This is a genomic window from Bradyrhizobium sp. 40, from assembly GCF_023100925.1.
Taxonomy (GTDB): domain Bacteria; phylum Pseudomonadota; class Alphaproteobacteria; order Rhizobiales; family Xanthobacteraceae; genus Bradyrhizobium.
The window spans coordinates 7448140-7471060 of the sequence record NZ_CP064688.1 but is presented as its reverse complement, the minus strand read 5'-3'; the positions used below and the strand labels follow the sequence as shown (position 1 = coordinate 7471060).

Here is a 22921-nt window from a genome sequence, read left to right as displayed (position 1 = left end):
CGCAAATTCCCCACTCGGCCCCTGACGCCTCACCCGCGCCGTTCGACGGAAGCCAGCTCGACGACCCAACCGTCGCCTGTACGGCTTTGGTGGAGCTCCGGCTGAATATTCCAATATTTAGTAGCTTCGGTCAATTCAGACTCTACATCTTGACCCTTGAGAAACAACGCTTTTGCGCCTTGGCGCATCAGCGGCTCCGCAAAGCCGATGAGTTGATGTAGCGGAGCCAGTGCACGCGCGGTGACGCAATCGACCGGGCCGGTGATTCTATCCACATTATCCCCGATCTCAGCGAGATGTACGACTCCCGGAGATGTAGTGACGCGGATGGCTTCGCGCAGGAAGGCTGCCTTCTTGGCGATTCGCTCGACCAGATGGACGCTCGTCCCGGCCGCCCCCGCCATGGCGCAGGCCAGAACGACGCCCGGAAAGCCGCCGCCGCTGCCGAGGTCAGCCCAGCGTTTGGCCGAGGGGGCGAGAGCGACGAGCTGAAGCGAATCGGCGATGTGCCGGGTCCAGAGATGCGGCAATGTCGAGGGCGCGACGAGGTTGGTCTTGGCCTGCCACTCCCGCAGCAGCGCGATGTAGCGATCGAGCCGGAGCTCCGTTTCATGTGAAACGGGTGCGAGCTTGAGTGCCGCAACCTTGTCGGCCGCGATGACGGCGTCCAACGATCGATCGTTGGCGCTGGCCTTGTCGATCTTCGGTCTGGTCGGCGCCGGTTCGGAGCGACGACCCGCGCCCTCGCCCGCCGGAGGTTTTCCTGATGACGATCTGCCGCCGCCCGGCTCGCGCTGTTTCACGTGAAACCTATGCGATTGCTTTGGAAGTCTTCCGCGCTTCGCGGCGGAGATAGGCCGCAAGGATGCCGAGCGCGGCCGGCGTCATGCCGTCGATTCGGCCGGCCTGGCCAACGGTGAACGGCCGCGCCCTCTCCAACTTGGCCCGCACCTCGTTGGAGAGACCGGGGACCTGCTGGTAATCGACGTCCGACAGCACCATCCCCTCGTCCCGCCTGAAGGCTTCAACATCGGCGCTCTGGCGCTCCAGATAGACATCGTACTTCGCGTCGATCTCGAGATGGGTGGCAATGACGGGACCAATGGCAGCGAGCTCCGGCCAGATTGCACGGACCTGGCTCCAGCCGATGTCGGGATAGGCCATCAGCTCGAAGGCCGACCGCCGCTGACCGTCCCGGTTCAGGGTGAGACCCTGCTTGATGGCCTCGTTCGGGGTGATCGTGAGCGATTTCGAGAGCGCTCGAGCCGCATTCAGCGCGTCCATCTTGGCGCGATGATGCGCGGTCCGGGCGCTGCCCACGCATCCCAGTGCGATGCCCTTCTCGGTCAGACGCTGATCGGCATTGTCCGCCCGCAGTGTCAGACGATACTCGGCCCGCGAGGTGAACATCCGATAGGGTTCGCTGATGCCGCGGGTGACGAGGTCGTCGATCATGACGCCAAGATAGCCATCGGCGCGGTCGAACACCGTCAGCGCGGCGCCGCTCGCCGTCAATGCCGCGTTCAGCCCGGCCACGATGCCTTGGCCGGCGGCTTCCTCGTATCCGGTCGTGCCGTTGATCTGCCCGGCCAGGAACAAGCCGCGCAGACGCTTGGTCTGGAGGGTTGGATCAAGCTCCCGCGGATCGACGTGGTCGTATTCGATGGCATAGCCCGGCCGGACCATCTTCACCGGCTCCAGGCCGGGAATGGTTGCGAGGATGGCGAGCTGGACGTCCTCCGGCAGCGAGGTCGAGATGCCGTTGGGATAGACGGTGCTGTCGTCGAGCCCTTCCGGCTCCAGGAAGATCTGGTGACCGTCGCGATCGCCGAAGCGAACGATCTTGTCCTCGATCGAGGGGCAATAGCGCGGTCCGGAGCTCTTGATCTGGCCCGAGTACATCGGAGAGCGATGGACATTGGCCCGGATCACGTCGTGGGTCGCAGGCGTGGTCCGGGTGATCCCGCACTGGATCTGTGGCGTCGTGATGCGCTCGGTCATCACCGAAAACGGCTCCGGAGGCTCGTCCCCCGGCTGCATTTCGACCGCCGACCAGTCGATCGTCGAGCCATCCAGACGCGGCGGGGTCCCTGTCTTGAGCCGCCCAAGGGTAAACCCGGCGCGCTCGAACGAGGTCGAAAGGCCCATCGCAGGCGCCTCGCCAACCCTGCCGGCCGGCCAGTTCTTCTCGCCAAGATGGATCAGTCCGCGGAGGAAGGTGCCGGTGGTGACGACGACAGCCCCTGCCCGAAGTTCGCGGCCATCCGCCAGGCGCAGGCCGATCACCCGTCCCTCGACCACGATCAGCTCGTCCGCCTCGCCTTCGACCACGGAAAGACCCCCGGTCTCCAGGATTGCCACCTGCATCGCAGCGGCATAGAGCTTCCGGTCCGCCTGCGCGCGCGGACCACGCACCGCCGGGCCCTTACGGCGATTGAGGACGCGAAACTGGATGCCGCCGGCATCGCCGACCCGGCCCATCAGGCCATCGAGCGCGTCGACCTCCCGAACCAGATGACCCTTGCCCAGACCGCCAATGGCGGGATTGCAGGACATGGCACCGACCGTGGAGAAACGGTGCGTGACAAGAGCGGTCGCCGCGCCCATCCGGGCAGAGGCAGAAGCGGCCTCACAGCCGGCGTGGCCGCCGCCAATCACGATGACGTCGAAGCTCTCTCGCTCTGTTCGCATGGGCGGACTTCTAACTCACAGGCAGGGAAGCCGGAAGCAGAAACTGGAGAGGCAGTTGTTTCACGTGAAATGGTGCAAAGCGGACCCAAGGTCTTTTCGCGAAAACAACCCCATGCACAGTAGAGTGGCCCTTGGAAACGTTGTCGTTTTTTGTGAGAGGAAAAGGGGTCACCAGGGTAAAAGGGTGGTCCGAAGGCCAAGACGGGGCGCGATCGGACCGCGACGGCAGGCCCGCAGCCCGAGGCCTTGCGAGCGGACAGACGCAATCCAAGCCCTTTCTGCGCACCCACTCCTAAGGTATTACCGCTAGCAGCGGGTCCCCGCGCGCAAACCAGCGACTTAATCGATAAGTGTTTCACGTGAAACATCTCGGAACTGAACCGGCCCTGTTTCACGTGAAACGCCAAGAAGTGGAACAAAGGCTAGTTCTACAATGAAGAACTAGGGCTACTTTCCAACACAGAATTTCTGGAAAATCGCCCCCAGGACGTCTTCGACATCTACCCGACCCAGCAGCCGGCCCAAGGCATAGGCGGCCGCGCGCAGCTCTTCGGCGGCAAGCTCCTCGCCCTCTTCTACTAGCTCAAGACTCCGGCGCAAGCTGTCCGCTGCGCGGCGCAGCAGATCCCGCTGCCGGGCCCGGGTCACCAACGCGCCCTCGGTCGTTCCGAAAAACTCGGCGGCGAATTTCACCAGGGCATCGACCAGCTCGGGAATGCCGTCACCCCGGCTGGCCGCGATTCCGAACTCACCACCCGGTCCGATACCCTCGACCCCGCCGAGATCGATCTTGTTGCGCACGATCCAGACCGAGCCGCCGGAGCGACTGCCTGCGTTGCCGGACTTCCCCAGCAACGGCATCGCGGCCGGATCGACAGCGCGCCCCGCCTCCACCAGCCACAACACGAGGTCGGCGTCTTCGGCTCGCGCTCGCGCCCGGCGAACACCCTCCTGCTCCACCGGATCGTCGGTCTCGCGAATGCCGGCCGTGTCGATCACCGTGACGGGATAACCATCAAGATCGAGCTGCACCTCGATCACATCGCGTGTCGTGCCGGCATGCGGCGAGACGATCGCGACGTCGCGGCGCGCGAGCTGGTTGATCAGCGTCGACTTGCCGACGTTCGGCTCGCCTGCGATCGCAACCACCAGGCCGTCGCGCAAACGTTCAGCTTGTCCCTGTGCCGCAAGGACTTCTGCGATTTCGTCGTGCAGCGCACTGATCGCCTTGACCGCAGGCGCCATCAACTCGGCCGGCACATCGCCCTCGTCGGAGAAATCGATGCTGGCCTCGATCAAGGCCGAAGCCTCGATGATGCGCTCGCGCCAGTCGCGCGCGCGATTGCCGAGGAGACCCTGCAACTGCCGTAACGCCTGGCGGCGCTGGCGGTCGGTGTCGGCATGAATGAGATCGTCGAGGCCCTCCGCCTCAGTCAGGTCGAGCTTGCCGTTCTCGAAGGCGCGCCGGGTGAATTCGCCGGGCTCGGCAGCTCGCATATTCGGGATTACGGAAATTGCGGTAAACAGTGCGGCCAGCACCGCGCGGCCGCCATGGACGTGAAATTCGGCGACATCCTCGCCGGTCGCGCTGGCGGGCCCGGGAAACCACAGCACCACGGAATCGTCGATCGGCTGGCCGACACCGTCATGAATGAGTCGGCGGCTGGCCTGCCTCGGCGCCGGCAGCTTGCCCGCCAGCGTCGTCAGCACCAGGCTGGCGCCTGGCCCGGAGACGCGCACCACCGCGAGCGCGCTCGGCGGACGGCCGGACGACAGCGCAAAGATGGTCTGGTCTCGCGGATGCATGGCCTATTTGTCCGGCTGAAAGCGAAAAGGCAAACATCCGTTTCGGCAGACAAATCGCGCGATTTGCTGCATCCATTCCCGCAGCAAATCCGATGTTGCCATGCAATAAATTCGCGAACATCTGCTGCAAGAACCGCTTCCAACGGAATAAGCGACGTCCGTCGATCACCATATTCGTAAATTATATCAACATGTTATGCGACATCCGCTCCAAGCGACAGATGCCCCACAATGCTGCATCTTCGCTGCAGCAAAGCCGCACAACGAAAAAGGGCGCCCGAAGGCGCCCTTTGATCATGCTGCACTGCAATCAGGTGTTCATCGAGTCGAAGAACTCGGAATTGCTCTTGGTCGAACGCAGCTTGTCGAGCAGGAAGTCGATACCATCCATCGTCCCCATCGGATTCAGGATGCGGCGGAGCACGTACATCTTCTTCAGGACCACCGGATCGGTGATCAGCTCTTCCTTGCGGGTGCCGGAGCGCGAAATGTCGATCGCCGGGAAGGTCCGTTTGTCCGAAACCTTGCGGTCGAGGATCAGCTCGGAGTTACCGGTGCCCTTGAACTCTTCGAAGATGACTTCGTCCATGCGGCTGCCGGTATCGACCAGCGCGGTCGCGATGATCGTCAGCGAGCCGCCTTCTTCGATGTTGCGGGCGGCGCCGAAGAAGCGCTTCGGCCGCTGCAGCGCGTTGGCATCGACACCGCCGGTCAGCACCTTGCCCGATGACGGCACCACGGTGTTGTAGGCGCGGCCGAGACGCGTGATGGAGTCCAGCAGGATCACGACGTCGCGGCCATGCTCGACCAGACGCTTGGCTTTCTCGATCACCATCTCGGCGACCTGGACGTGGCGCACCGCCGGTTCGTCGAAGGTCGAGGAGACGACCTCGCCCTTCACCGAGCGCTGCATGTCCGTGACTTCTTCCGGACGTTCGTCGATCAGAAGCACGATCAGGTAGCACTCGGGATGATTATGCGCGATCGAGTGCGCTATGTTCTGCATCAGCACGGTCTTGCCCGTGCGCGGCGGCGCGACGATCAGAGCGCGCTGGCCCTTGCCGATCGGCGCAACGATGTCGATCACCCTTGCAGACAGATCTTTCCGCGTCGGGTCGTCGATTTCCATGCGGAAGCGCTGATTCGGAAACAGCGGCGTGAGATTGTCGAAATTGACCTTGTGCTTGGCCTTTTCCGGGTCCTCGAAATTGAGCGTGTTGACCTTCAGCAGCGCGAAATAGCGCTCGCCCTCTTTCGGGCTGCGGATGTGGCCTTCGATGGTGTCGCCGGTGCGCAGGCCAAAACGGCGGATCTGCGAGGGCGAAACGTAGATGTCATCCGGGCCCGGCAGATAATTCGCATCGGGCGAGCGGAGGAAGCCGAAGCCGTCGGAGAGAACCTCGACGACGCCTTCGCCGACGATGTCGGTCTCGGCGAGCGCAAGCTGCTTGAGGATGGCGAACAGCAGCTCCTGCTTGCGCATGGTGCTGGCATTCTCGACCCCATTCTCTTCCGCGAACGAGACGAGCTCGGCCGGCGTCTTCGACTTGAGGTCCTGGAGTTTGATTTCCCGCATTGGGGTGGTCCTGTGGGGTAACCTGGGAGGGGGGTGCGAGGAGGCTCTGAAATGCGGACGCGAAAAGGTAAGGTCCGCAGGTCTGGCAAGGAGAGCGCCGGTGAGGCTTCAAACCTGATGGGGTGTCCGGCCTCTGGAAAGCTCAGACACGACCACATCCGCCTGCGTTGGGTGGGATATCGCTAATATAGAAAATCGCCTCACACTCCGCAAGCAGAAGCACTGAGCGATTGTTCGCGGCCGCTGCCTAGAACGGCTTCACGATCACCATGATGACGATCAGAATCATCAAGGCAGTCGGTACCTCGTTGATAATCCGATAGAATTTCTGGCTCCGGGGGCGCCGGTCCGCCGCGAAATCCTTCAACCAGCGCGAAAAAAAGCCGTGGACCGCGGACATCGCCAGGACCAGTGCCAGTTTTACGTGCAGCCAGCCGAAAGTGAACCAGTGCCCGGCCCAGGCGAGATAAAGCCCGGCGAGCCAGGTCACGATCATGGCGGGGTTGATGATCGCCTTGAACAGCCGCCGTTCCATGATCTTGAACGTTTCCGACTGCTTCGAGCCGATTTCGGCCTCGCAATGATAAACGAACAGCCGCGGCAAATAGAGCATGCCCGCCATCCAGGAGATGACGGCGATCACATGCAGCGCCTTGATCCAGAGGTAGACGTCTTCAAACATGTCTGGGGTCCGGATTCCTGCCCAGCCGAGGGGAACGCTGGGGATAGTAAGGAGTCGTTAAGGTCTTGCCTGCACACATATCCGTCCGTAGCGCTCTTCTCCAATAAGAATCTTAGATTCTTAAGGTTTGAGTCTATGTGACGGTGAATTGGACTCACACATTTCCGTCCGCCCGTTCACACGCGCTTGTTCACATTCATCAACATATCCCTGATCGCTTTGGCGGCTTTCGATAAGTCGGTCAGCTTCAAAGGCTTGCGCGTTTCTGTCGGCAGCTTATCAAGAGGGTTATCGACGCAATCCCGTTTCCCTTTCGGCGGGGCGTCGAAGTTGTTCTCAGGGGCAGTGGTGTGAAGAAAATTGGCACTTGTCCCGCCCCCGGTGTCGCACATCCCTTTCCAAGGGGTTAAGCTCCACAGAAATCCACAAACCACACCGGTTTCATACAAAGGGCTTTTGTGCCGACCTCGAGCAATTATTTCCATCTGCACCTCGTCTCCGACTCCACCGGTGAGACGCTGATCACGGTGGCGCGCGCCGTTGCCGCTCAGTACGCCAACGTGACCCCGGTCGAGCACGTCTATCCGTTGGTGCGCAGTCAGAAACAGCTTGATCGCGTGCTCGACGAGATCGAGGAAGCACCGGGAATCGTGCTGTTCACGCTGCTCGAGAAGGATCTGGTCGCCAGGCTCGAGGACAAGTGCAAGGGGATCAATGTTCCGAGCCTGTCGATCATCGGCCCGGTGATGCAGTTGTTCGAGGCGTATCTCGGAGCTGCCACGACCGGCCGGGTCGGCGCCCAGCACGTGCTCAATGCCGAATACTTCAAGCGCATCGACGCTTTGAACTACACGATGATCCACGATGACGGCCAGCATGTCGAAGGGCTCGATGATGCGGACGTGGTGCTCGTCGGCGTTTCCCGCACCTCCAAGACCCCGACCTCGATCTACCTCGCCAACCGCGGCATCCGCACTGCCAACGTGCCGCTGGTTCCAGGCATTCCGGTGCCCTCGCAACTGGAAACGTTGACGCGACCGCTGGTGGTAAGCTTGCATGCGACGCCCGAACGCTTGATTCAGGTGCGCACGAACCGTCTGCTCTCCATGGGCGCCGATTCCAGCAGCGACACCTATACTGACAAGCAGTCGGTCGCCGAAGAGGTCGCATTTGCCCGCAAGCTGAGCGCCAAGCACGATTGGCCGCTGCTCGACGTCACGCGGCGCTCGATCGAGGAAACCGCCGCGGCGATCATGAAACTCTACAGCGATCGCCAGCGTAACCGGCCTTCTGAATAGTTTTGGGAATAGTTCGCGATGAGTCTGTGGCTCGGCAAATCTTCGTTGATCCTGGCCTCGCAGAGCAGCGCGCGAAAGATGCTGCTGGCCAATGCCGGGCTCGAGTTCAAGGCGATCACGGCCGATATCGACGAGCGCGGTATCCAGGCCGCCTCCGGGCTTTCTGGTCCGCGCGAGATTGCGTTGCTGCTGGCGCGCGAAAAAGCCAAGGCAGTCTCGGCCCATCACGCTGGAAGCACCGTGATCGGTGCGGATCAAACGCTGGCGCTTGGTGATCGCCTCTTCAACAAGCCTGCGGGCCGCGCCCAAGCGTTGGCGCAACTGCGCGATCTCTCCGGCCATAGCCATGAGCTGAATTCCGCCGTGGCGATCGCACGCGATGGCGAGATCATCTTCGAGGACGTCTCGGTCGCGCGCCTCGCCATGCGGCAGATGACCGAGGCCGAGCTTTCGGCCTATCTCGACATCGCCGGCGATGCCGTCACCACCAGCGTCGGCGGCTATCAGCTCGAAAGCCTGGGCATCCACTTGTTCGAGCGGATCGAGGGCGACCACTTCACCATTCTCGGTCTGCCACTGCTGCCGCTGCTTGCGTTCCTGCGGCGCGAGCGGCTAGTTGCGGTGTGAATAGCAGAGATGGCTGGGCGTTGATGCGGATCCTGGGACTAACCGGCTCGATCGGGATGGGCAAATCCACCACCGCGAAATTATTCGCGGAGGCTGGCGTCCCCGTCTACGATGCCGATGCGGCCGTCCATCAGCTCTATGAGGGCGAGGCTGCGCCCGCGATCGAGGCCGCCTTTCCCGGCACCACCGCGAACGGCAAGGTCGATCGGCCAAAACTGTCGGCGCGTGTGGTGCATGACGCTGCCGCCATCAAGCAGCTCGAGCAGATCGTTCATCCGATGCTCGGCGCTTCCCGGAAAAAATTCTTCGCCGACGCCGAAGCCGCCGACGCGCCGGTTGTGGTGCTGGACATTCCGCTGTTGTTCGAGACGGGTGGCGAGACGCGGGTCGATGCCGTGGTCGTGGTGACGACGTCTCCGGAACTGCAGCGCGAGCGGGTGCTGGCGCGCGGCACGATGGACGAGGCCAAGCTCGACGCCATCATCGCCAAGCAGACACCCGATGCGGAAAAGCGCCGGCGTGCCGATTTCGTGGTGGATACGTCGCATGGACTCGATCCAGTGCGCGCCCAAATCGCGCACATCCTCGCCGAGGTCGTTAAGATGCCGCAGCGGCGCGCCTGATTCGCCGCCTGACACGGCTTACTTGATCATGCGCGAAATCGTTCTCGACACCGAAACCACCGGCCTCGACCCGCTGCGGGGAGATCGCCTGGTCGAAATCGGCTGCGTCGAGATGCTCAATCGCATGCCGACGGGGCAGAGCTTCCACGTCTACATCAATCCTGAAAGGGACATGCCGGCAGAAGCCTTTGCCGTGCACGGGCTGTCGGCCGAGTTTCTGGCGACCAAGCAGCTGTTCCATGAGGTCGTCGACGATTTTCTGGAGTTCATCGGCGACGCGCCGCTGGTGATCCACAATGCCTCGTTCGACATCAGCTTCATCAATGCCGAGCTCGACCGGATCAAGCGCCCGGCGATCCCGCGCGAGCGGCTGGTCGATACGCTGCTGCTGGCACGGCGCAAGCATCCCGGCGTGTCGAACCGGCTCGACGATCTCTGCTCGCGCTATGCGATCGACAATTCACGCCGCACCAAGCACGGCGCGTTGCTCGACGCCGAGTTGCTTGCGGAAGTCTATGTGGATCTGGTCGGGGCGCGGCAATCGCAGCTGCTGCTGGCCTCGGAATCCGAGGAGACTCGCGCCAATGGGGCTGCCGATGCGCCTCGGCGGCAACGGCCGGCGCCGCTCACCCCGCGGATTTCAGACGCCGAGCGCGAGGCCCACCGGGCCTTCATCGCAACGCTCGGCGACAAGGCGATCTGGAACGAGTTTCTGCCCGCTCCAGCTGCCCCTTTGGCTGGTTAAGCCTGGCCGCTGGGCTGAGCGGCCATTTGCCGCTCCATGTTCTGGCGATAGAGGCCGACGAAATCGACCGGATCCAGCATCAAAGGCGGGAACCCGCCGTCGCGCACGGCAGTGGCGATGATCTCACGGGCGAACGGGAACAGCAGGCGCGGGCATTCGATCATGACCAGCGGATGCAAATTGTCCTTCGGCACGTTGGAGATGCGGAACACGCCGGCATAAGCGAGCTCGAACGAGAACATGATCTTGCCGGCGGTCTCGGCCTTGCCCTCGACCGACAACGTCACCTCGAACTCCTGTTCGCTGAGGTTGTTGGCGCTGACATTGATCTGGATGTTGATCTGGGGCGGCTGGCTCTGCTGCTGGAGCGAGCTGGGCGCGTTCGGATTTTCGAACGAGAGGTCCTTGGTATATTGCGCCAGGACGTTGAGCTGGGGAGCCTGGGCCGCCTCGGGAGGGGTGCCGTTACCGTTGGTCATAAGAGTGTCTCCTTACCCGATTGGGCTGAATTTCGCGGCGGTTGGCTAACATAGGGCTACCTCGTTCCACAAGGACGAACGGTCCCGGATGGGGAATTCCGGCCACGCCCACAACTATGGCGTTCACCCCGTCGATCCCGCGCAACTGCGGCTTAAACGATTGAAGATGCGCGATTTCCGGGCAGGATCGGGTTTCCCCTTAAGCATAAAACGCGCTACACTCGGTGCTGTGCCAAAAGGCGCCATTGGCCGGGCAAGATTTCGTGCCTACATCCCACGGACCTGACGCGCGGACCCGAAATGGTGATGTAGACTTGCCGTTCCGGTATGGAACGGTCTACTGGCCGGATCGATTTTCCCGGCACGACCCTTTCGAACGGCCCCTTCTACAGACGACCAGAAAGCGAATACGACGTGGACATCTACACCATCATCTTCCTGGCGCTGGCGGTCTTCATCTTTCTGAGGCTGCGCAGCGTGCTGGGGCAGCGCACGGGCAACGAGCGGCCGCCGTTCGACCGCAACGCGCTCCAGGGTGCCCAGGACAAGAACGTCGTCACCATGCCGGGCAAGGTCATCGACCAGGCCCCCGTGGCGCCGACGGCCGAGCCGACCCCGCCCTCCGACCGCTGGAAGGGCCTGACCGAGCCGGGCACCGTGCTCGCCCAGGGTCTCGACTCCATTGTCGAAAAGGATTCCACCTTCGATCCGCGCCATTTCATCTCCGGCGCCCGCGGCGCCTATGAGATGATCGTGCTGGCCTTTGCCAATGGCGACCGCCGCGCGCTGCGCGACCTGTTGTCGTCGGAGGTCTATGAAAGCTTCGATGCCGCGATCAAGGAGCGCGAGAAGAACGAGCAGAAGACCGAAACGCGCTTTGTCTCGATCGACAAGGCCGAGCTCGTAGGCGCCGAGCTGCGCGACCGCACCGCCCAGCTCACGATCCGCTTCGTCTCGCAGATGATCTCCGCCACCCGGGACAAGGCCGGCAACATCGTCGACGGCAGCGCCGACACGGTCGCCGACATCACCGACATCTGGACTTTCGCCCGCGACATCACCTCTCGCGATCCGAACTGGAAGCTGGTTGGCACCGGAAGCGCGAATTAAGGCTTTCCTGAAGACCAGCGCGACGGCGCTTTGCGCAGGTGCCGTCGCGCTGTCGTCGTTTTCACTCGGCGCCGAGGCGGCGCGGCGCCACTATCGCAGCCATCACCATCATCTTCCGGAATTGCCTGCCGCGCCGCCGCGCGCCTTGCCATATCCGCAGCTTCCGCTGCCGTTCGAGATTCCCGGGGCGCAATATCTGCCGCTGGCCTGGGCCGACGTGAAGGGCTGGGGCGACGACAATCATCTCGCCGCCTACAAGACCTTTCGCGCCAGCTGCCGTCCGATCAGCGCACAGACCGGCGCCCCCGAACCCAAGGCTTTGGGCGCCTCGCTGGCCGAACCCTGCCGGGTCGCCAAATCGCTCGAGCCTACCGACGACGCCAGCGCCAAAACCTTCTTCGAGGAGAATTTCGCGCCGCTGCGGATCTCTCGCCTCGGCGAGCCCGATGGTTTCGTCACCGGCTATTACGAGCCGGTGCTGGAGGGATCGCGCACGCAGACCGACGTCTACAACGTCCCGGTCTATCGCCGCCCGTCGAACCTGTTCGTGCGCGGCTACAAGCAGGATTCGGTCAGCCTGCCCAACAAGGGCCCGGTCTATCGCAAGATCGGCCGCCGCAAGCTCGTGCCCTATTACGATCGCGCCGAGATCGAGGACGGCAAGATCGCCGGCCGCGGACTCGAGATTGCCTGGCTGAAGGACCCGACCGATCTGCTGTTCGCCCAGATCCAGGGCTCGGCGCGGATCAAGTTCGACGACGGCGGCACGGTCCGGCTCAATTACGATGCCTATAACGGCTATCCCTATGCGGCGGTCGGTCGCATCCTGATCGAGCGCGGCATCATTCCAAAGGAAGAGATGTCGATGCAGAAGATCAGGGAGTGGATGGCCCAGACCCCTGACGGCGCCAGGGAGCTGCGGCGCCAGAACCGCTCCTACATCTTCTTCCGCGAGGTCAATCTGTCCGACAAGGAGGAGGCGGTCGGTGCGCAAGGTATCCCTCTGACGGCCGGCCGCTCGATCGCGGTGGACAAATCGCTCCACGTCTACGGCACGCCGTTCTTCATCGAAGGCGAGCTGCCGATCGAGTCCGAACGCGCGAAGACGCCGTTCCATCGGCTGATGATCGCGCAGGACACCGGCTCGGCCATCATCGGGCCCGCGCGCGCGGATCTCTATTTCGGCGCGGGTCAGGAGGCCGGCCGCGTCTCCGGGCGGCTGCGCCATGCCATGCATTTCGTGATGCTGGTGCCGAAGGGCGTAGATCCTACGGCGCGCGCCGCGCGGCTCCCCGTGCCGGACCCGCGGCCTTCAGAGAAGATCGCAAAGCTATTTCCGCAAACGGAGCCTGCGAAGGACAAGCCGGCGGCAGCCGTGGCGCAAAGCACGAGCGAGACCGTCGCTGTCGCCGGTCCAGTCCCGCTTCCGGTGCCGCGTCCCGTGATCGAGCCAGTTCAGGAGCCGCGGCGGCCGGTCAAGAATCGTTCCCATCGGCAGCAATGAAGCGATCGTCCCGTCCGCCCGTGCTGGAGCCTCGTCCCTCGCCGCGCCGTCGCGCGCTGAGCGAGGAAGAGCGCGCGCTGTGGGATGCGATCGCCAAGCAGGTCAAGCCGCTGAGGAAGCATCGTGCCGCCAAGGTGCAGGCTGCACCGCGCACCGAGCCTTCCCCCGCAGCGCCCGCCACGCGGCCTGCGTCATCGCCACGTCCGATTGCCGCTGCTCCGGCACCGCGTGCAGCGAAGCCGGCGGTGCCGCCGCTGGCGCCGCTGGCGCCGCTCGGCAAACGCGAGCGCACAAAACTGTCGCGCGGGCGCAGCGAGATCGAGGCGCGGCTCGATCTGCACGGCATGACCCAGATGCGCGCCCATCGCGCACTGACCGGCTTCCTGCACCGCGCCCACCATGACGGCCTGACCTTCGTGCTCGTCATCACCGGCAAGGGCCGAAGCGGCGGCGAAAGCGGCGTGCTGCGCCGTCAGGTGCCGGAATGGCTGAGCCTGCCGGAATTCCGCGCCTTCGTCGTGGGGTTCGAGGAAGCCGGCATCGGCCACGGCGGCGAGGGCGCGCTCTACGTGCGGATCAGGCGGGCGAGATTCTAGAACGGCCGCACGATTCCGACGCGCGGGATCAGCGTGAGGATCAGGCCAAAGATATTTGTCTTCCGATCTTCCGCCGGAATCAGCGGCGTCTCGCGCGCGGCGGGCAGCATCTTCACGGCGTGCAGGATCAGGAACATGCAGACGGCCCAGTTCGAGATCCAGCGCGAATAGTCGAACACCATCGCGAACATCACGAGACAGGCGAGGCTGACGCCGGCGAGCGCCGCAACCACGAGACGGCGATGCGTGTCGTTTGCGAGTGCGCCGATCAAATTCGCAAAATAGCGCCACAGCGGTGTGTGCAGCCAGATCAGCAACACGAACACGGGCACGCCGAGGATGTTGTGCGGCAGGCGGCCCCAGGTGTCGGAAATCTCCCTCGCCAGCGGCTGATACCAGATGTAGGCGAACTGCAGCAGGTCGGCCCGCGACGGATCGGCCATCCGGCTCTTCAGGTAGGCAACGAAATCCGCCTCCGGTATCGGCATCGTTCCCCAAAATTGCGCGGCGAAGAACAGCGCGGAGACGGCAAGCAAGGCGATGATGCCGAACGCGACATTGGTGCGACCGCAGCCGTGCGTCAGATAGTGCCTGATCACGACGATGGTGATGATGGTCGGCACATACATCAGGAGATGGATGTGGTGGATCAGGACGAGAATGATCGAGAACAGCGCAGCCAGCGCCACGAACAGCAGCGAGCCGGCCGGCACCAGCAGCAGGATGATCGCCAGCGCGCAGCCATAGATGTCGAAATGGCCGAGCGTGTGCATGAAATTCTTGAGGAAGAATGGCGAGCCCGCGATGAAGACGAACAGCGGCAACGTCTTCGCGGTGAAGCCGAATGTCTTCTCGAATAGTCTTACATAAAGACAGAGCGTCACCAGCCATGTCGCGCCGCCGAGCGCGAACACCAGCCATAGCGGCACCTTGTCGGTGAACAGCGCGACGATGGCCCCGATCAGCGCGCGCTTGATGAAGCCGAAATGATAGTCGACGAGGAGGTGGATGTAGGGGACGTAAGGCGGCAGCTGGATCTTGTGAACGAAGACGCCGACGATGGCCGCCGCGTTGATCGCGAGCAGGAGACGCCAGGGGTTTTGCAGGATGCGTGCGGTCACGCCGCATCCATAACGCGGCCGCCCGGATTTACAAAATGAACCGGCTCAAATCCGCGTTCTTGGCGAGGTCGCCAACGTGCTTTTGCACGAAATCGGCGTCGACCCTGACGGTCTCGCCGCTGCGGTCGGGGGCGGTGAAGGAGATCTCGTCCAGCACCCGCTCCATCACGGTCTGCAGACGCCGCGCGCCGATGTTCTCGACGGTGGAATTCACGGCCACCGCGACGTCCGCAAGCGCGTCGATCGCGTTGTCGGTGATGTCGAGCGTGACGCCCTCTGTCTGCATCAGCGCGACATATTGCTTGATCAGCGAGGCCTCGGGCTCGGTCAGGATGCGGCGCATGTCGTCGCGGGTCAGCGCCTGCAGCTCGACGCGGATCGGCAGGCGGCCCTGCAATTCCGGCAACAAATCGGACGGCTTGGCGACGTGGAAGGCGCCTGAGGCAATGAACAGGATGTGGTCGGTCTTCACCGCGCCGTGCTTGGTCGAGACCGTGGTGCCCTCGATCAGCGGCAGCAGGTCGCGCTGCACGCCCTCGCGCGAGACGTCGCCGCCGGCGCGGCCTTCGCGGGCGCAGATCTTGTCGATCTCGTCCAGGAACACGATGCCGTTGTTCTCGACCGCGCTGATCGCCTCCAGCGTCAACTGATCGCTGTCGAGCAGCTTGTCGGATTCCTCGTTGATGAGGATCTCGTGCGAGCTCTCCACCGTCAGCCGCCGCGTCTTGCTGCGGCCGCCGAGCTTGCCGAAGATGTCGCCGATCGAAACCGCGCCCATCTGCGCGCCTGGCATGCCCGGGATCTCGAACATCGGAAAGCCGCTGCCGCCGCCTTGGGTTTCGATCTCGATTTCCTTGTCGTTGAGCTCGCCCGCGCGCAGCTTCTTGCGGAAGGAGTCCCTCGTTGCGGCGCTGGAATTGGCACCGACCAAGGCATCGAGCACGCGCTCCTCGGCAGCGAGCTGCGCGCGTGCCTGCACGTCCTTGCGCTTGCGCTCGCGGACCTGGGCAATCGCGACCTCGACGAGATCGCGCACGATCTGCTCGACGTCGCGGCCGACATAGCCGACCTCGGTGAATTTCGTCGCCTCGACCTTCAGGAACGGCGCGTTGGCAAGCTTGGCGAGCCGCCGCGCGATCTCGGTCTTGCCGACGCCGGTGGGGCCGATCATCAGGATGTTCTTCGGCAGCACTTCTTCGCGCAAGGAGCCTTCGAGCTGCTGCCGCCGCCAGCGGTTGCGCAGCGCGATCGAGACGGCGCGCTTGGCATCGGCCTGGCCGACGATGAAACGGTCGAGTTCGGAAACGATTTCGCGGGGAGAAAAGTCTGTCATGGGACCTTAGCTAGGATCAGATGCGGGGCGGGACAAGCCGCTTTTTGCCGTCAGATGATCGGGGGACCCGATTGCCATTGTTTCACGGCCTCGATCGGATGGATCAGCATCAGGATATTGAGCGTCAGATTGTCGCGAATATGGAGCGCCAGCATGATTTCGAAGGCGAGCCCGAGCAGGACGGTCACCGATACAGGCAGCAGGCGCGCCGCGAGGAAGCCCAGCATCATGGACAGATTGTCAGAAACCGAATTGACGATGCTGTCGCCGAAATAATCCAGCGAGATCGTTCCGGCGCGGTAGCGTTCGATGATGAAAGGCGAGTTCTCGACGATCTCCCAGGCACCTTCGATCAGCATCGCGACGATCAGGCGCGCGGGCCAGGACAGAGACACGAACGGCAGCCGCGCGAACAGCAGCCAGGTCAGCCCGTAGAACAGGAAGCCGTGCAGGATGTGCGAGAAGCTGTACCAGTCGGCGATGTGCTGCGAATTCTCCGAGCTGTTCACCACGCCATGCCACAGCTTGACATAGCCGCAGGTGCAGATCGGCACCCGGCCCATCGCAAGGAGGATCGAGGCCTGCATCGCCAGCAGCAGCAGCGCGATGCCGACCCAGGCGAGCGGTGGAAACGCGGCCTTGCTTTCGTATGTGCTTGTCAGCGTCATGCCTCGCGCACCATCAGCAGCGCTGCTCCGTCGGGCGTCTCGACCAGCGGTCGCGGATAAAGCCGGCCTTCTCATAGGCACGCACGGCGCGCGCGTTGAGCGGATCAGGATCAGTGACGATGCGCGGCAGACCGTCTCGTAACTGCGCGTCGGCGAATTGGCGGATGAATGCCGAACCGTGCCCGCGCGCGATCATGTCGCTTTCGCCGATGAACTGATCGATGCCACGGGTGGCCTCCGGTTGCGGCCCAAGACCCGTATTCCAGGCGGTCAGGCGGTAGCATTGAAGATAGCCGAACGGCTTGCCGTCGGCCAACACGATGAACTGGTCCATGTCCGGCTCATCCAGATCGCCGCTCACGAGCGCGAACTGCTCGTCCGGATCGCCCCACCAGTCCCGCACATGCGCTTCGCCGAGCCATCGCCGGATTAGCGGCAGATCGGCCGCGGTCATCGGGCGGAAGTTGTAGGCGGGGGCCATGGCCTACCCCGCGGACAGCGCTTCGACAGTGACATTACGGTTGGTGTAGACGCAAATGTCGGCAGCGATGTCGAGGGAGCGGCGGACGATGGTCTCGGCGTCCTTGTCGGTGTCGAGCAAGGCGCGTGCGGCCGCCAGCGCGTAATTCCCGCCCGAACCGATCGCCATGACGCCGGCTTCGGGCTCCAGCACGTCGCCGGTACCTGTCAGCACCAGGGAAACGTCCTTGTCGGCGACGATCATCATGGCCTCCAGCCGTCGCAAATAACGGTCGGTGCGCCAATCCTTGGCGAGCTCGACGGCGGCCCGGGTCAATTGCCCCGGATATTGCTCGAGTTTGGCTTCCAAACGCTCGAACAGCGTGAAGGCGTCGGCCGTGGCGCCGGCAAAGCCGCCGATGACGTCGCCCTTGCCGAGTTTCCGGACCTTCCTGGCGTTGTGCTTGATCACGGTCTGGCCGATCGAGACCTGGCCGTCGCCGCCGACCACTACCGTGCCGCCCTTGCGGACCGTCAAAATCGTGGTGCCGTGCCAGACCGGCGAGCTGTTTGGGGAGTCCTGCATGAATGATCCTCGTTGTCTGGGCTGATTTAGGCGGTCGGGGCCAAGGGGACAACTGGCCCACAACGGGCCGCTCCGGGCCCAATTTCGCTCACCATAGGCAGAAGTAGAGGCCCGGCCAGCCGTTCCCGCAGTAGCGAAGGCGTCATTTGGCTGTTAAAAGACCGGCGTTTTCGGCCCCGAACGAGGATGAAAGCTAGTTTTGATGCGCACCGCGACGATCAAGCGCAAGACCAAGGAAACCGACATCGAGGTCACCGTGAACCTCGATGGCACCGGCGTGTCCACTATCGCGACCGGCATCGGCTTTTTCGACCATATGCTCGATCTCCTCGCCCGCCATTCCCGCATCGACCTCACGGTCAAGGCGGTCGGCGATCTGCACATTGATCATCACCATACCACCGAAGACACCGGCATCGCGCTCGGCCAGGCCGTCAAGCAGGCGCTCGGCAACATGGCGGGCATCACCCGCTATGCCGGCGTGCACATGCCCATGGACGAGACGCTGTCGCGCGTGGTCATCGACATCTCGGGCCGCCCGGTCCTGGTGTTCAAGGTCGACTTCCCACGCGATAAGATCGGCGAGTTCGACACCGAGCTGGTGCGCGAGTGGTTCCAGGCCTTCGCCATGAACGCGGGCGTGACTCTTCACGTCGAGACCCTATATGGCGATAACAGCCACCATATCGCCGAGTCCTGCTTCAAGGGTCTGGCACGGGCGCTGCGCACCGCCGTCGCGATCGATCCGAAGGCTGTGGGCGAAATCCCGTCCACCAAGGGCTCGCTCGGCGGCTGACATCTTTCGGCCCGCGGCCCGCGCCGTTTGCGGTATCACTGAATTCCTAGGGAACGGAGCATCGCCATGTCCGTCTACACAGTTCATGCTCCCTCACCTGCCGGAGCCGATCTGCGCGCGACCGACAAGTTCGTCTTCGTGCGCGACGGCTTCCATTTCTGGGCGATGATCTTCGGACCGTTCTGGCTGCTGTGGAATCGGCTGTGGCTGGCGCTGGTCGGCTGGCTGATCTTCGTTGCCGCCTTCAATGTCGGGCTGTCCAGCCTCGGCGTCGGCCGGTCGTCGATCTTCTTCGCCGACATCATCGTCGCGCTCCTGATGGGATTCGAAGCCTCCAGCCTGCGCCGCTGGACGCTGTCGCGCGGAAAATGGCGACAGCTCGACGTGGTGATTTCCGACGACGAGGACACCGCCGAGCGCCGCTTCTTCGAGCGCTGGAGCCAGAAGCAGCGCGGCATCGTCAACGATCAATGGGCCGTCGATCGCGGCGGCCCGCCGCCGACCCGCAACGTGCCGGGTCAGCAATTCTCCAACCCGCCGCCAATGCCGGCGGGTGGCATCATTGGTTTGTTTCCGGAACCGGGAGGGTCAAGGTGAGCGTCGCCATCATCGATTACGGTTCCGGCAATCTGCATTCGGCCGCCAAGGCGTTCGAGCGCGCCGCGCGCAGCATGGAGAACCCGCAAAAGGTCTTCGTCACCAGCGATCCGGACCAGGCCTACAGCGCCGACCGTCTGGTGCTGCCGGGCGTCGGCGCCTTCGCCGATTGCCGACGTGGGCTCGATGCGGTCAACGGCATGGTCGAGGCGATCACCGAAGCGGTGCGGGTCAAGGCGCGGCCGATGTTCGGCATCTGCGTCGGCATGCAGCTGTTCGCCACCCGCGGCAAGGAGCATGTCATCACGCAAGGCCTGAACTGGATCGGCGGCGACGTCGAGAAGATCACGCCGCGCGACGAGAGCCTGAAGATCCCGCACATGGGCTGGAATACGCTCGATGTGCTGCGCGAGCACCCGGTGCTGGACAAGCTGCCGCTCGGCCCCAAGGGCCAGCACGCTTACTTCGTGCACTCCTACCACCTCAACGCCGCCAACGAGGCGGACGTGCTCGCGCGCGCCGATTACGGCGGGCCCGTTACCGCGATCGTCGGCAAGGACACGGCCATCGGGACGCAGTTTCACCCCGAGAAGAGCCAGCGCTTTGGTTTGGCCCTGATCTCGAACTTTTTGCGATGGAAACCGTGATTCTCTTTCCCGCGATCGACCTCAAGAACGGCCAATGCGTGCGCCTCGAACAGGGCGACATGGCGCGCGCGACCGTGTTCAACCTCAATCCCGCCGCGCAGGCCGAGAGTTTCGTCGCGCAGGGCTTTGAGTATCTCCATGTCGTCGATCTCGACGGCGCGTTTGCCGGCAAGCCGGTGAATGCGCAGGCCGTCGACGCGATGTTGAAGACGATCACGATTCCGGTGCAGCTCGGTGGCGGCATTCGCGATCTCGCGACTGTCGAGGCCTGGCTCGAAAAAGGCATCACCCGTGTCATCATCGGCACCGCCGCGGTGCGCGACCCTGAATTGGTGAAGGCGGCTGCCAGAAAATTCCCCGGCCGCGTCGCGGTCGGGCTCGATGCACGTGACGGCAAGGTCGCGGTCGAAGGCTGGGCCGAGACCTCGCAGGTGACGGTGCTGGAGATTGCACGGCGTTTCGAGGATGCCGGCGTCGCCGCCATCATCTTCACCGACATCGCGCGCGACGGCCTGCTCAAGGGCCTGAATCTCGATGCGACCATTGCGCTGGCGGATGCGATCTCGATTCCCGTGATCGCCTCCGGTGGCCTCGCCTCGATCGAGGACGTCAAGGCGATGCTGACGCCGCGTGCGAAAAAGCTCGCCGGCGCGATCGCTGGCCGCGCGCTCTATGACGGTCGGCTCGAGCCGGCCGCCGCCCTAACCTTGATCCGCAACGCGCGCGCCGCCTAGGAGCTGACACATGTTCAAGGTGCGCGTGATCCCCTGCCTCGACGTCAAGGACGGCCGAGTTGTCAAGGGTGTCAACTTCGTTGACCTGCGCGATGCCGGCGATCCCGTCGAAGCGGCGATCGCCTATGACGCAGCCGGCGCCGACGAGCTCACTTTCCTCGACATCACCGCGACCCATGAGAATCGCGGCATCATGCTGGACGTGGTCCGGCGCACCGCTGAAGCCTGCTTCATGCCTGTGACCGTCGGCGGCGGCGTGCGTGAGGTCAACGACATCAAGACCCTCCTGCGCGCCGGCGCTGACAAGGTCTCGATCAACAGCGCCGCGGTGTCGCGACGCGAGTTCGTCAAGGAAGCCGCCGAGAAATTCGGCGGGCAGTGCGTGGTGGTCGCGATCGACGCCAAGCGGGTCAAGCGCGCCGGTGGCGGAGAGCGCTGGGAGATCTTCACCCATGGCGGCCGCAACTCGACCGGCATCGACGCCATCGAATATGCCCAGGAGGTGGTCTCGCTCGGCGCCGGTGAAATCCTGCTCACGTCAATGGACCGCGACGGCACGCGGCAGGGTTTTGACATCCCGCTGACCCGGGCGATCGCCGACAGCATTCCCGTTCCCGTGATCGCTTCGGGCGGCGTCGGCAATCTCGACCACCTCGTCGACGGTATTCGCGATGGCCACGCCACCGCCGTGCTGGCCGCCTCGATCTTCCATTTCGGGGAATTCACCATCCGCGAAGCCAAGGAGCACATGTCCCGGCGCGGGCTGCCCATGCGCCTCGATGCCTGACGACTCCCGTCCCTAAAAATGCTACATCATCGGCGGGATCCGGCTTATCCCGCCAGGTAACCGGCCAATCATCGGCCAAGGCGCGTTTTCCGAGTATTTGTATGCCGCGTTTCACGATCCACGACCTGGCCGAGACCATCGACGCCCGCGCGGCAGCGGGTGGCGAGGCGTCCTATACCCGCAAGCTCCTCGACAAGGGCGCCGAACATTGCGCCAAGAAGTTCGGAGAGGAAGCAGTCGAAACCGTAATCGCAGCAGTCGAAAACGATCGCGCGCATCTGATCGCGGAAGGCGCCGACCTGCTCTATCATTTCCTTGTGCTGCTCAAGGCCCGCGGCGTAAAGCTGGAAGAGGTCGAGGCCGCATTGGACAAGCGGACCAATATGTCAGGGTTGGAAGAAAAGGCGTCGCGCAAGGGCGGCAGCTAGCCGAGGTGGAGAGTCGCGTCATGGATATCCGCGCACCCGAGCAGCAGTATAACCCGTACCGCGTCTATACGCGCGAGGAGTGGTCGCGACTACGCGACGACACGCCGATGACGCTGGAGCCGGGCGAGTTCGACCGGCTGCGCTCGCTGCACGACCGCCTCGACTTGCAGGAGGTCGAGGACATCTACCTGCCACTGTCGCGCCTGCTGTCGATCTATGTCGATGCGATGCAGCGGCTCTATTACGCGGAGCGCCAGTTTCTCAATATCCGCGACCGCAAGATGCCCTACATCATCGGCGTCGCCGGTTCGGTCGCGGTTGGAAAGTCCACCACGGCCCGCGTGCTTCAGGCGCTGCTGGCGCGCTGGTCGCCGCGTCCCAAGGTCGAGCTGATCACCACCGACGGATTTCTGTATCCCAACGCCGTGCTGGAGCGGCAGGGCATCATGCAGAAGAAGGGTTTTCCGGAGAGCTACGACCTGCCGCTGCTGCTCAGCTTCCTCTCCGACATCAAGGCCGGCCGCCGCCATGTGCGCGCGCCGGTCTATTCGCATTTGACCTACGACATCGTGCCGAACCAGTGGGCCGAGATCGACCAGCCCGACATCCTGATCGTCGAGGGCGTCAACGTGCTGCAGACCGGCAAGCTGCCGCGTGACGGCAAGGCCGTGCCCGTCGTGTCCGACTTCTTCGATTTCTCGGTCTATATCGACGCCGATGAGGCCGCGCTGCGGCAGTGGTACATCAGGCGCTTCCTGTCGCTGCGCGACACTGCGTTCACCAATCCGAAATCCTACTTCAACCGCTACGCGCTGTTGTCGGACGAGGAAGCCACCGCCACCGCGATCGCGATCTGGGAACGCACCAACCTCGCCAATCTCGAGGATAACATCCTGCCGACCCGCCCCCGCGCGACCCTGATCCTGAAGAAGGGCGCCGACCACACGGTGGCAAGCGTGGCGCTCAGGCGGCTGTAACCGCTGCGGTCGACGGCTCTAGCCCGTCGCGCGCAGAGTGTCTTTTGTTGC

The 22921-nt window shown here is 63.6% G+C and carries 25 protein-coding genes and 1 pseudogene; 14 read left to right on the top strand and 12 right to left on the bottom strand.

What is annotated here, in order from left to right:
* Positions 1 to 29: 29 nt before the first annotated feature.
* The 6 genes from rsmG to IVB40_RS35675 all read right to left on the bottom strand — a co-directional run bounded on the left by rsmG (position 30) and on the right by IVB40_RS35675 (position 7147).
* Positions 30 to 671 (bottom strand): 16S rRNA (guanine(527)-N(7))-methyltransferase RsmG, encoded by a 642-nt coding sequence (gene rsmG / locus IVB40_RS35700; protein ID WP_247819636.1) that lies wholly within the window; start codon positions 669 to 671, stop codon positions 30 to 32.
* Positions 672 to 810: 139 nt separating this feature from the next.
* Positions 811 to 2691: a tRNA uridine-5-carboxymethylaminomethyl(34) synthesis enzyme MnmG gene (gene mnmG, locus IVB40_RS35695; RefSeq protein WP_247817776.1), complete on the bottom strand. Its 1881-nt coding sequence runs from the start codon at positions 2689 to 2691 to the stop codon at positions 811 to 813.
* Positions 2692 to 3138: 447 nt separating this feature from the next.
* Entirely contained in the window at positions 3139 to 4497 is a 1359-nt protein-coding gene (mnmE, locus tag IVB40_RS35690; RefSeq protein WP_247817775.1) for a tRNA uridine-5-carboxymethylaminomethyl(34) synthesis GTPase MnmE, read from the bottom strand.
* A gap of 310 nt (positions 4498 to 4807) precedes the next feature.
* Positions 4808 to 6073, bottom strand: a complete 1266-nt coding sequence (gene rho / locus IVB40_RS35685) for a transcription termination factor Rho (RefSeq protein WP_007598612.1) — start codon at positions 6071 to 6073, stop codon at positions 4808 to 4810.
* A gap of 247 nt (positions 6074 to 6320) precedes the next feature.
* The gene (hemJ, locus tag IVB40_RS35680) at positions 6321 to 6755 is read right to left on the bottom strand and encodes a protoporphyrinogen oxidase HemJ (RefSeq protein WP_007604072.1); all 435 of its coding nucleotides are present in this window, start codon (positions 6753 to 6755) and stop codon (positions 6321 to 6323) included.
* A 176-nt stretch (positions 6756 to 6931) separates the two neighbouring features.
* Positions 6932 to 7147, bottom strand: coding sequence for a hypothetical protein (locus IVB40_RS35675; protein WP_247817774.1), 216 nt, complete (start codon positions 7145 to 7147; stop codon positions 6932 to 6934).
* Between the two features lie 66 nt (positions 7148 to 7213).
* On the opposite strand from IVB40_RS35675, the gene IVB40_RS35670 reads away from it, so the two are divergent.
* The 4 genes from IVB40_RS35670 to dnaQ are packed head-to-tail and all read left to right on the top strand — an operon-like array spanning position 7214 to position 10048.
* Positions 7214 to 8053, top strand: a complete 840-nt coding sequence (locus tag IVB40_RS35670) for a pyruvate, water dikinase regulatory protein (RefSeq protein WP_027514822.1) — start codon at positions 7214 to 7216, stop codon at positions 8051 to 8053.
* 18 nt (positions 8054 to 8071) lie between these two features.
* Positions 8072 to 8680 (top strand): Maf family nucleotide pyrophosphatase, encoded by a 609-nt coding sequence (locus IVB40_RS35665; RefSeq protein ID WP_027566247.1) that lies wholly within the window; start codon positions 8072 to 8074, stop codon positions 8678 to 8680.
* Positions 8681 to 8703: 23 nt separating this feature from the next.
* The gene (coaE, locus tag IVB40_RS35660; protein WP_027566246.1) at positions 8704 to 9303 is read left to right on the top strand and encodes a dephospho-CoA kinase; all 600 of its coding nucleotides are present in this window, start codon (positions 8704 to 8706) and stop codon (positions 9301 to 9303) included.
* A 28-nt stretch (positions 9304 to 9331) separates the two neighbouring features.
* Positions 9332 to 10048, top strand: coding sequence for a DNA polymerase III subunit epsilon (dnaQ, locus tag IVB40_RS35655; protein WP_018459637.1), 717 nt, complete (start codon positions 9332 to 9334; stop codon positions 10046 to 10048).
* Here dnaQ and secB read toward each other — a convergent pair.
* Positions 10045 to 10527, bottom strand: a complete 483-nt coding sequence (gene secB / locus IVB40_RS35650; protein ID WP_007598595.1) for a protein-export chaperone SecB — start codon at positions 10525 to 10527, stop codon at positions 10045 to 10047. The genes dnaQ and secB overlap by 4 nt on opposite strands.
* 414 nt (positions 10528 to 10941) lie before the next feature.
* On the opposite strand from secB, the gene IVB40_RS35645 reads away from it, so the two are divergent.
* The 3 genes from IVB40_RS35645 to IVB40_RS35635 are packed head-to-tail and all read left to right on the top strand — an operon-like array spanning position 10942 to position 13737.
* A complete protein-coding gene (locus IVB40_RS35645; RefSeq protein WP_247817773.1) occupies positions 10942 to 11637 on the top strand; it encodes a Tim44/TimA family putative adaptor protein in 696 nt (231 codons plus the stop codon).
* Entirely contained in the window at positions 11615 to 13141 is a 1527-nt protein-coding gene (locus IVB40_RS35640; protein WP_247817772.1) for an MltA domain-containing protein, read from the top strand. Before IVB40_RS35645 ends, IVB40_RS35640 begins: the two co-directional genes overlap by 23 nt.
* Entirely contained in the window at positions 13138 to 13737 is a 600-nt protein-coding gene (locus IVB40_RS35635) for a Smr/MutS family protein (RefSeq protein WP_247817771.1), read from the top strand. Before IVB40_RS35640 ends, IVB40_RS35635 begins: the two co-directional genes overlap by 4 nt.
* On the opposite strand, the gene IVB40_RS35630 is transcribed toward IVB40_RS35635, so the two are convergent.
* The 5 genes and pseudogenes from IVB40_RS35630 to hslV form a co-directional block, all read right to left on the bottom strand.
* Positions 13734 to 14858 (bottom strand): hypothetical protein, encoded by a 1125-nt coding sequence (locus IVB40_RS35630; protein ID WP_247817770.1) that lies wholly within the window; start codon positions 14856 to 14858, stop codon positions 13734 to 13736. The genes IVB40_RS35635 and IVB40_RS35630 overlap by 4 nt on opposite strands.
* Before the next feature lie 28 nt (positions 14859 to 14886).
* On the bottom strand, positions 14887 to 16191 hold the full coding sequence (gene hslU / locus IVB40_RS35625; protein ID WP_027566241.1) for an ATP-dependent protease ATPase subunit HslU: 1305 nt from the start codon (positions 16189 to 16191) through the stop codon (positions 14887 to 14889).
* A gap of 50 nt (positions 16192 to 16241) precedes the next feature.
* On the bottom strand, positions 16242 to 16859 hold the full coding sequence (locus IVB40_RS35620) for a DUF2585 domain-containing protein (RefSeq protein ID WP_247405171.1): 618 nt from the start codon (positions 16857 to 16859) through the stop codon (positions 16242 to 16244).
* A pseudogene (locus IVB40_RS35615) lies at positions 16856 to 17340 on the bottom strand (GNAT family N-acetyltransferase). The gene IVB40_RS35620 and the pseudogene IVB40_RS35615 overlap by 4 nt, the downstream one beginning before the upstream one ends.
* Positions 17341 to 17343: 3 nt before the next feature.
* A complete protein-coding gene (gene hslV / locus IVB40_RS35610; protein WP_027566238.1) occupies positions 17344 to 17904 on the bottom strand; it encodes an ATP-dependent protease subunit HslV in 561 nt (186 codons plus the stop codon).
* A gap of 202 nt (positions 17905 to 18106) precedes the next feature.
* Between hslV and hisB the strand changes: the two genes are divergently transcribed.
* The 7 genes from hisB (at position 18107) to coaA (ending at position 22870) form a co-directional block, all read left to right on the top strand.
* A complete protein-coding gene (gene hisB, locus IVB40_RS35605; protein WP_247817769.1) occupies positions 18107 to 18700 on the top strand; it encodes an imidazoleglycerol-phosphate dehydratase HisB in 594 nt (197 codons plus the stop codon).
* A 66-nt stretch (positions 18701 to 18766) separates the two neighbouring features.
* On the top strand, positions 18767 to 19297 hold the full coding sequence (locus tag IVB40_RS35600; protein ID WP_027514810.1) for a DUF2628 domain-containing protein: 531 nt from the start codon (positions 18767 to 18769) through the stop codon (positions 19295 to 19297).
* Positions 19294 to 19944 carry an imidazole glycerol phosphate synthase subunit HisH gene (gene hisH / locus IVB40_RS35595; RefSeq protein ID WP_027566236.1) on the top strand — a complete coding sequence of 217 codons (651 nt, stop codon included), beginning with the start codon at positions 19294 to 19296 and terminating at the stop codon, positions 19942 to 19944. Before IVB40_RS35600 ends, hisH begins: the two co-directional genes overlap by 4 nt.
* The gene (gene hisA / locus IVB40_RS35590; RefSeq protein WP_027566235.1) at positions 19932 to 20678 is read left to right on the top strand and encodes a 1-(5-phosphoribosyl)-5-[(5-phosphoribosylamino)methylideneamino]imidazole-4-carboxamide isomerase; all 747 of its coding nucleotides are present in this window, start codon (positions 19932 to 19934) and stop codon (positions 20676 to 20678) included. Before hisH ends, hisA begins: the two co-directional genes overlap by 13 nt.
* Before the next feature lie 10 nt (positions 20679 to 20688).
* On the top strand, positions 20689 to 21465 hold the full coding sequence (hisF, locus tag IVB40_RS35585) for an imidazole glycerol phosphate synthase subunit HisF (RefSeq protein WP_007604055.1): 777 nt from the start codon (positions 20689 to 20691) through the stop codon (positions 21463 to 21465).
* 101 nt (positions 21466 to 21566) lie between these two features.
* The gene (locus tag IVB40_RS35580; RefSeq protein WP_007598445.1) at positions 21567 to 21893 is read left to right on the top strand and encodes a phosphoribosyl-ATP diphosphatase; all 327 of its coding nucleotides are present in this window, start codon (positions 21567 to 21569) and stop codon (positions 21891 to 21893) included.
* A gap of 20 nt (positions 21894 to 21913) precedes the next feature.
* A complete protein-coding gene (gene coaA / locus IVB40_RS35575) occupies positions 21914 to 22870 on the top strand; it encodes a type I pantothenate kinase (protein ID WP_007598451.1) in 957 nt (318 codons plus the stop codon).
* The last annotated feature ends 51 nt before the right edge of the window (positions 22871 to 22921 follow it).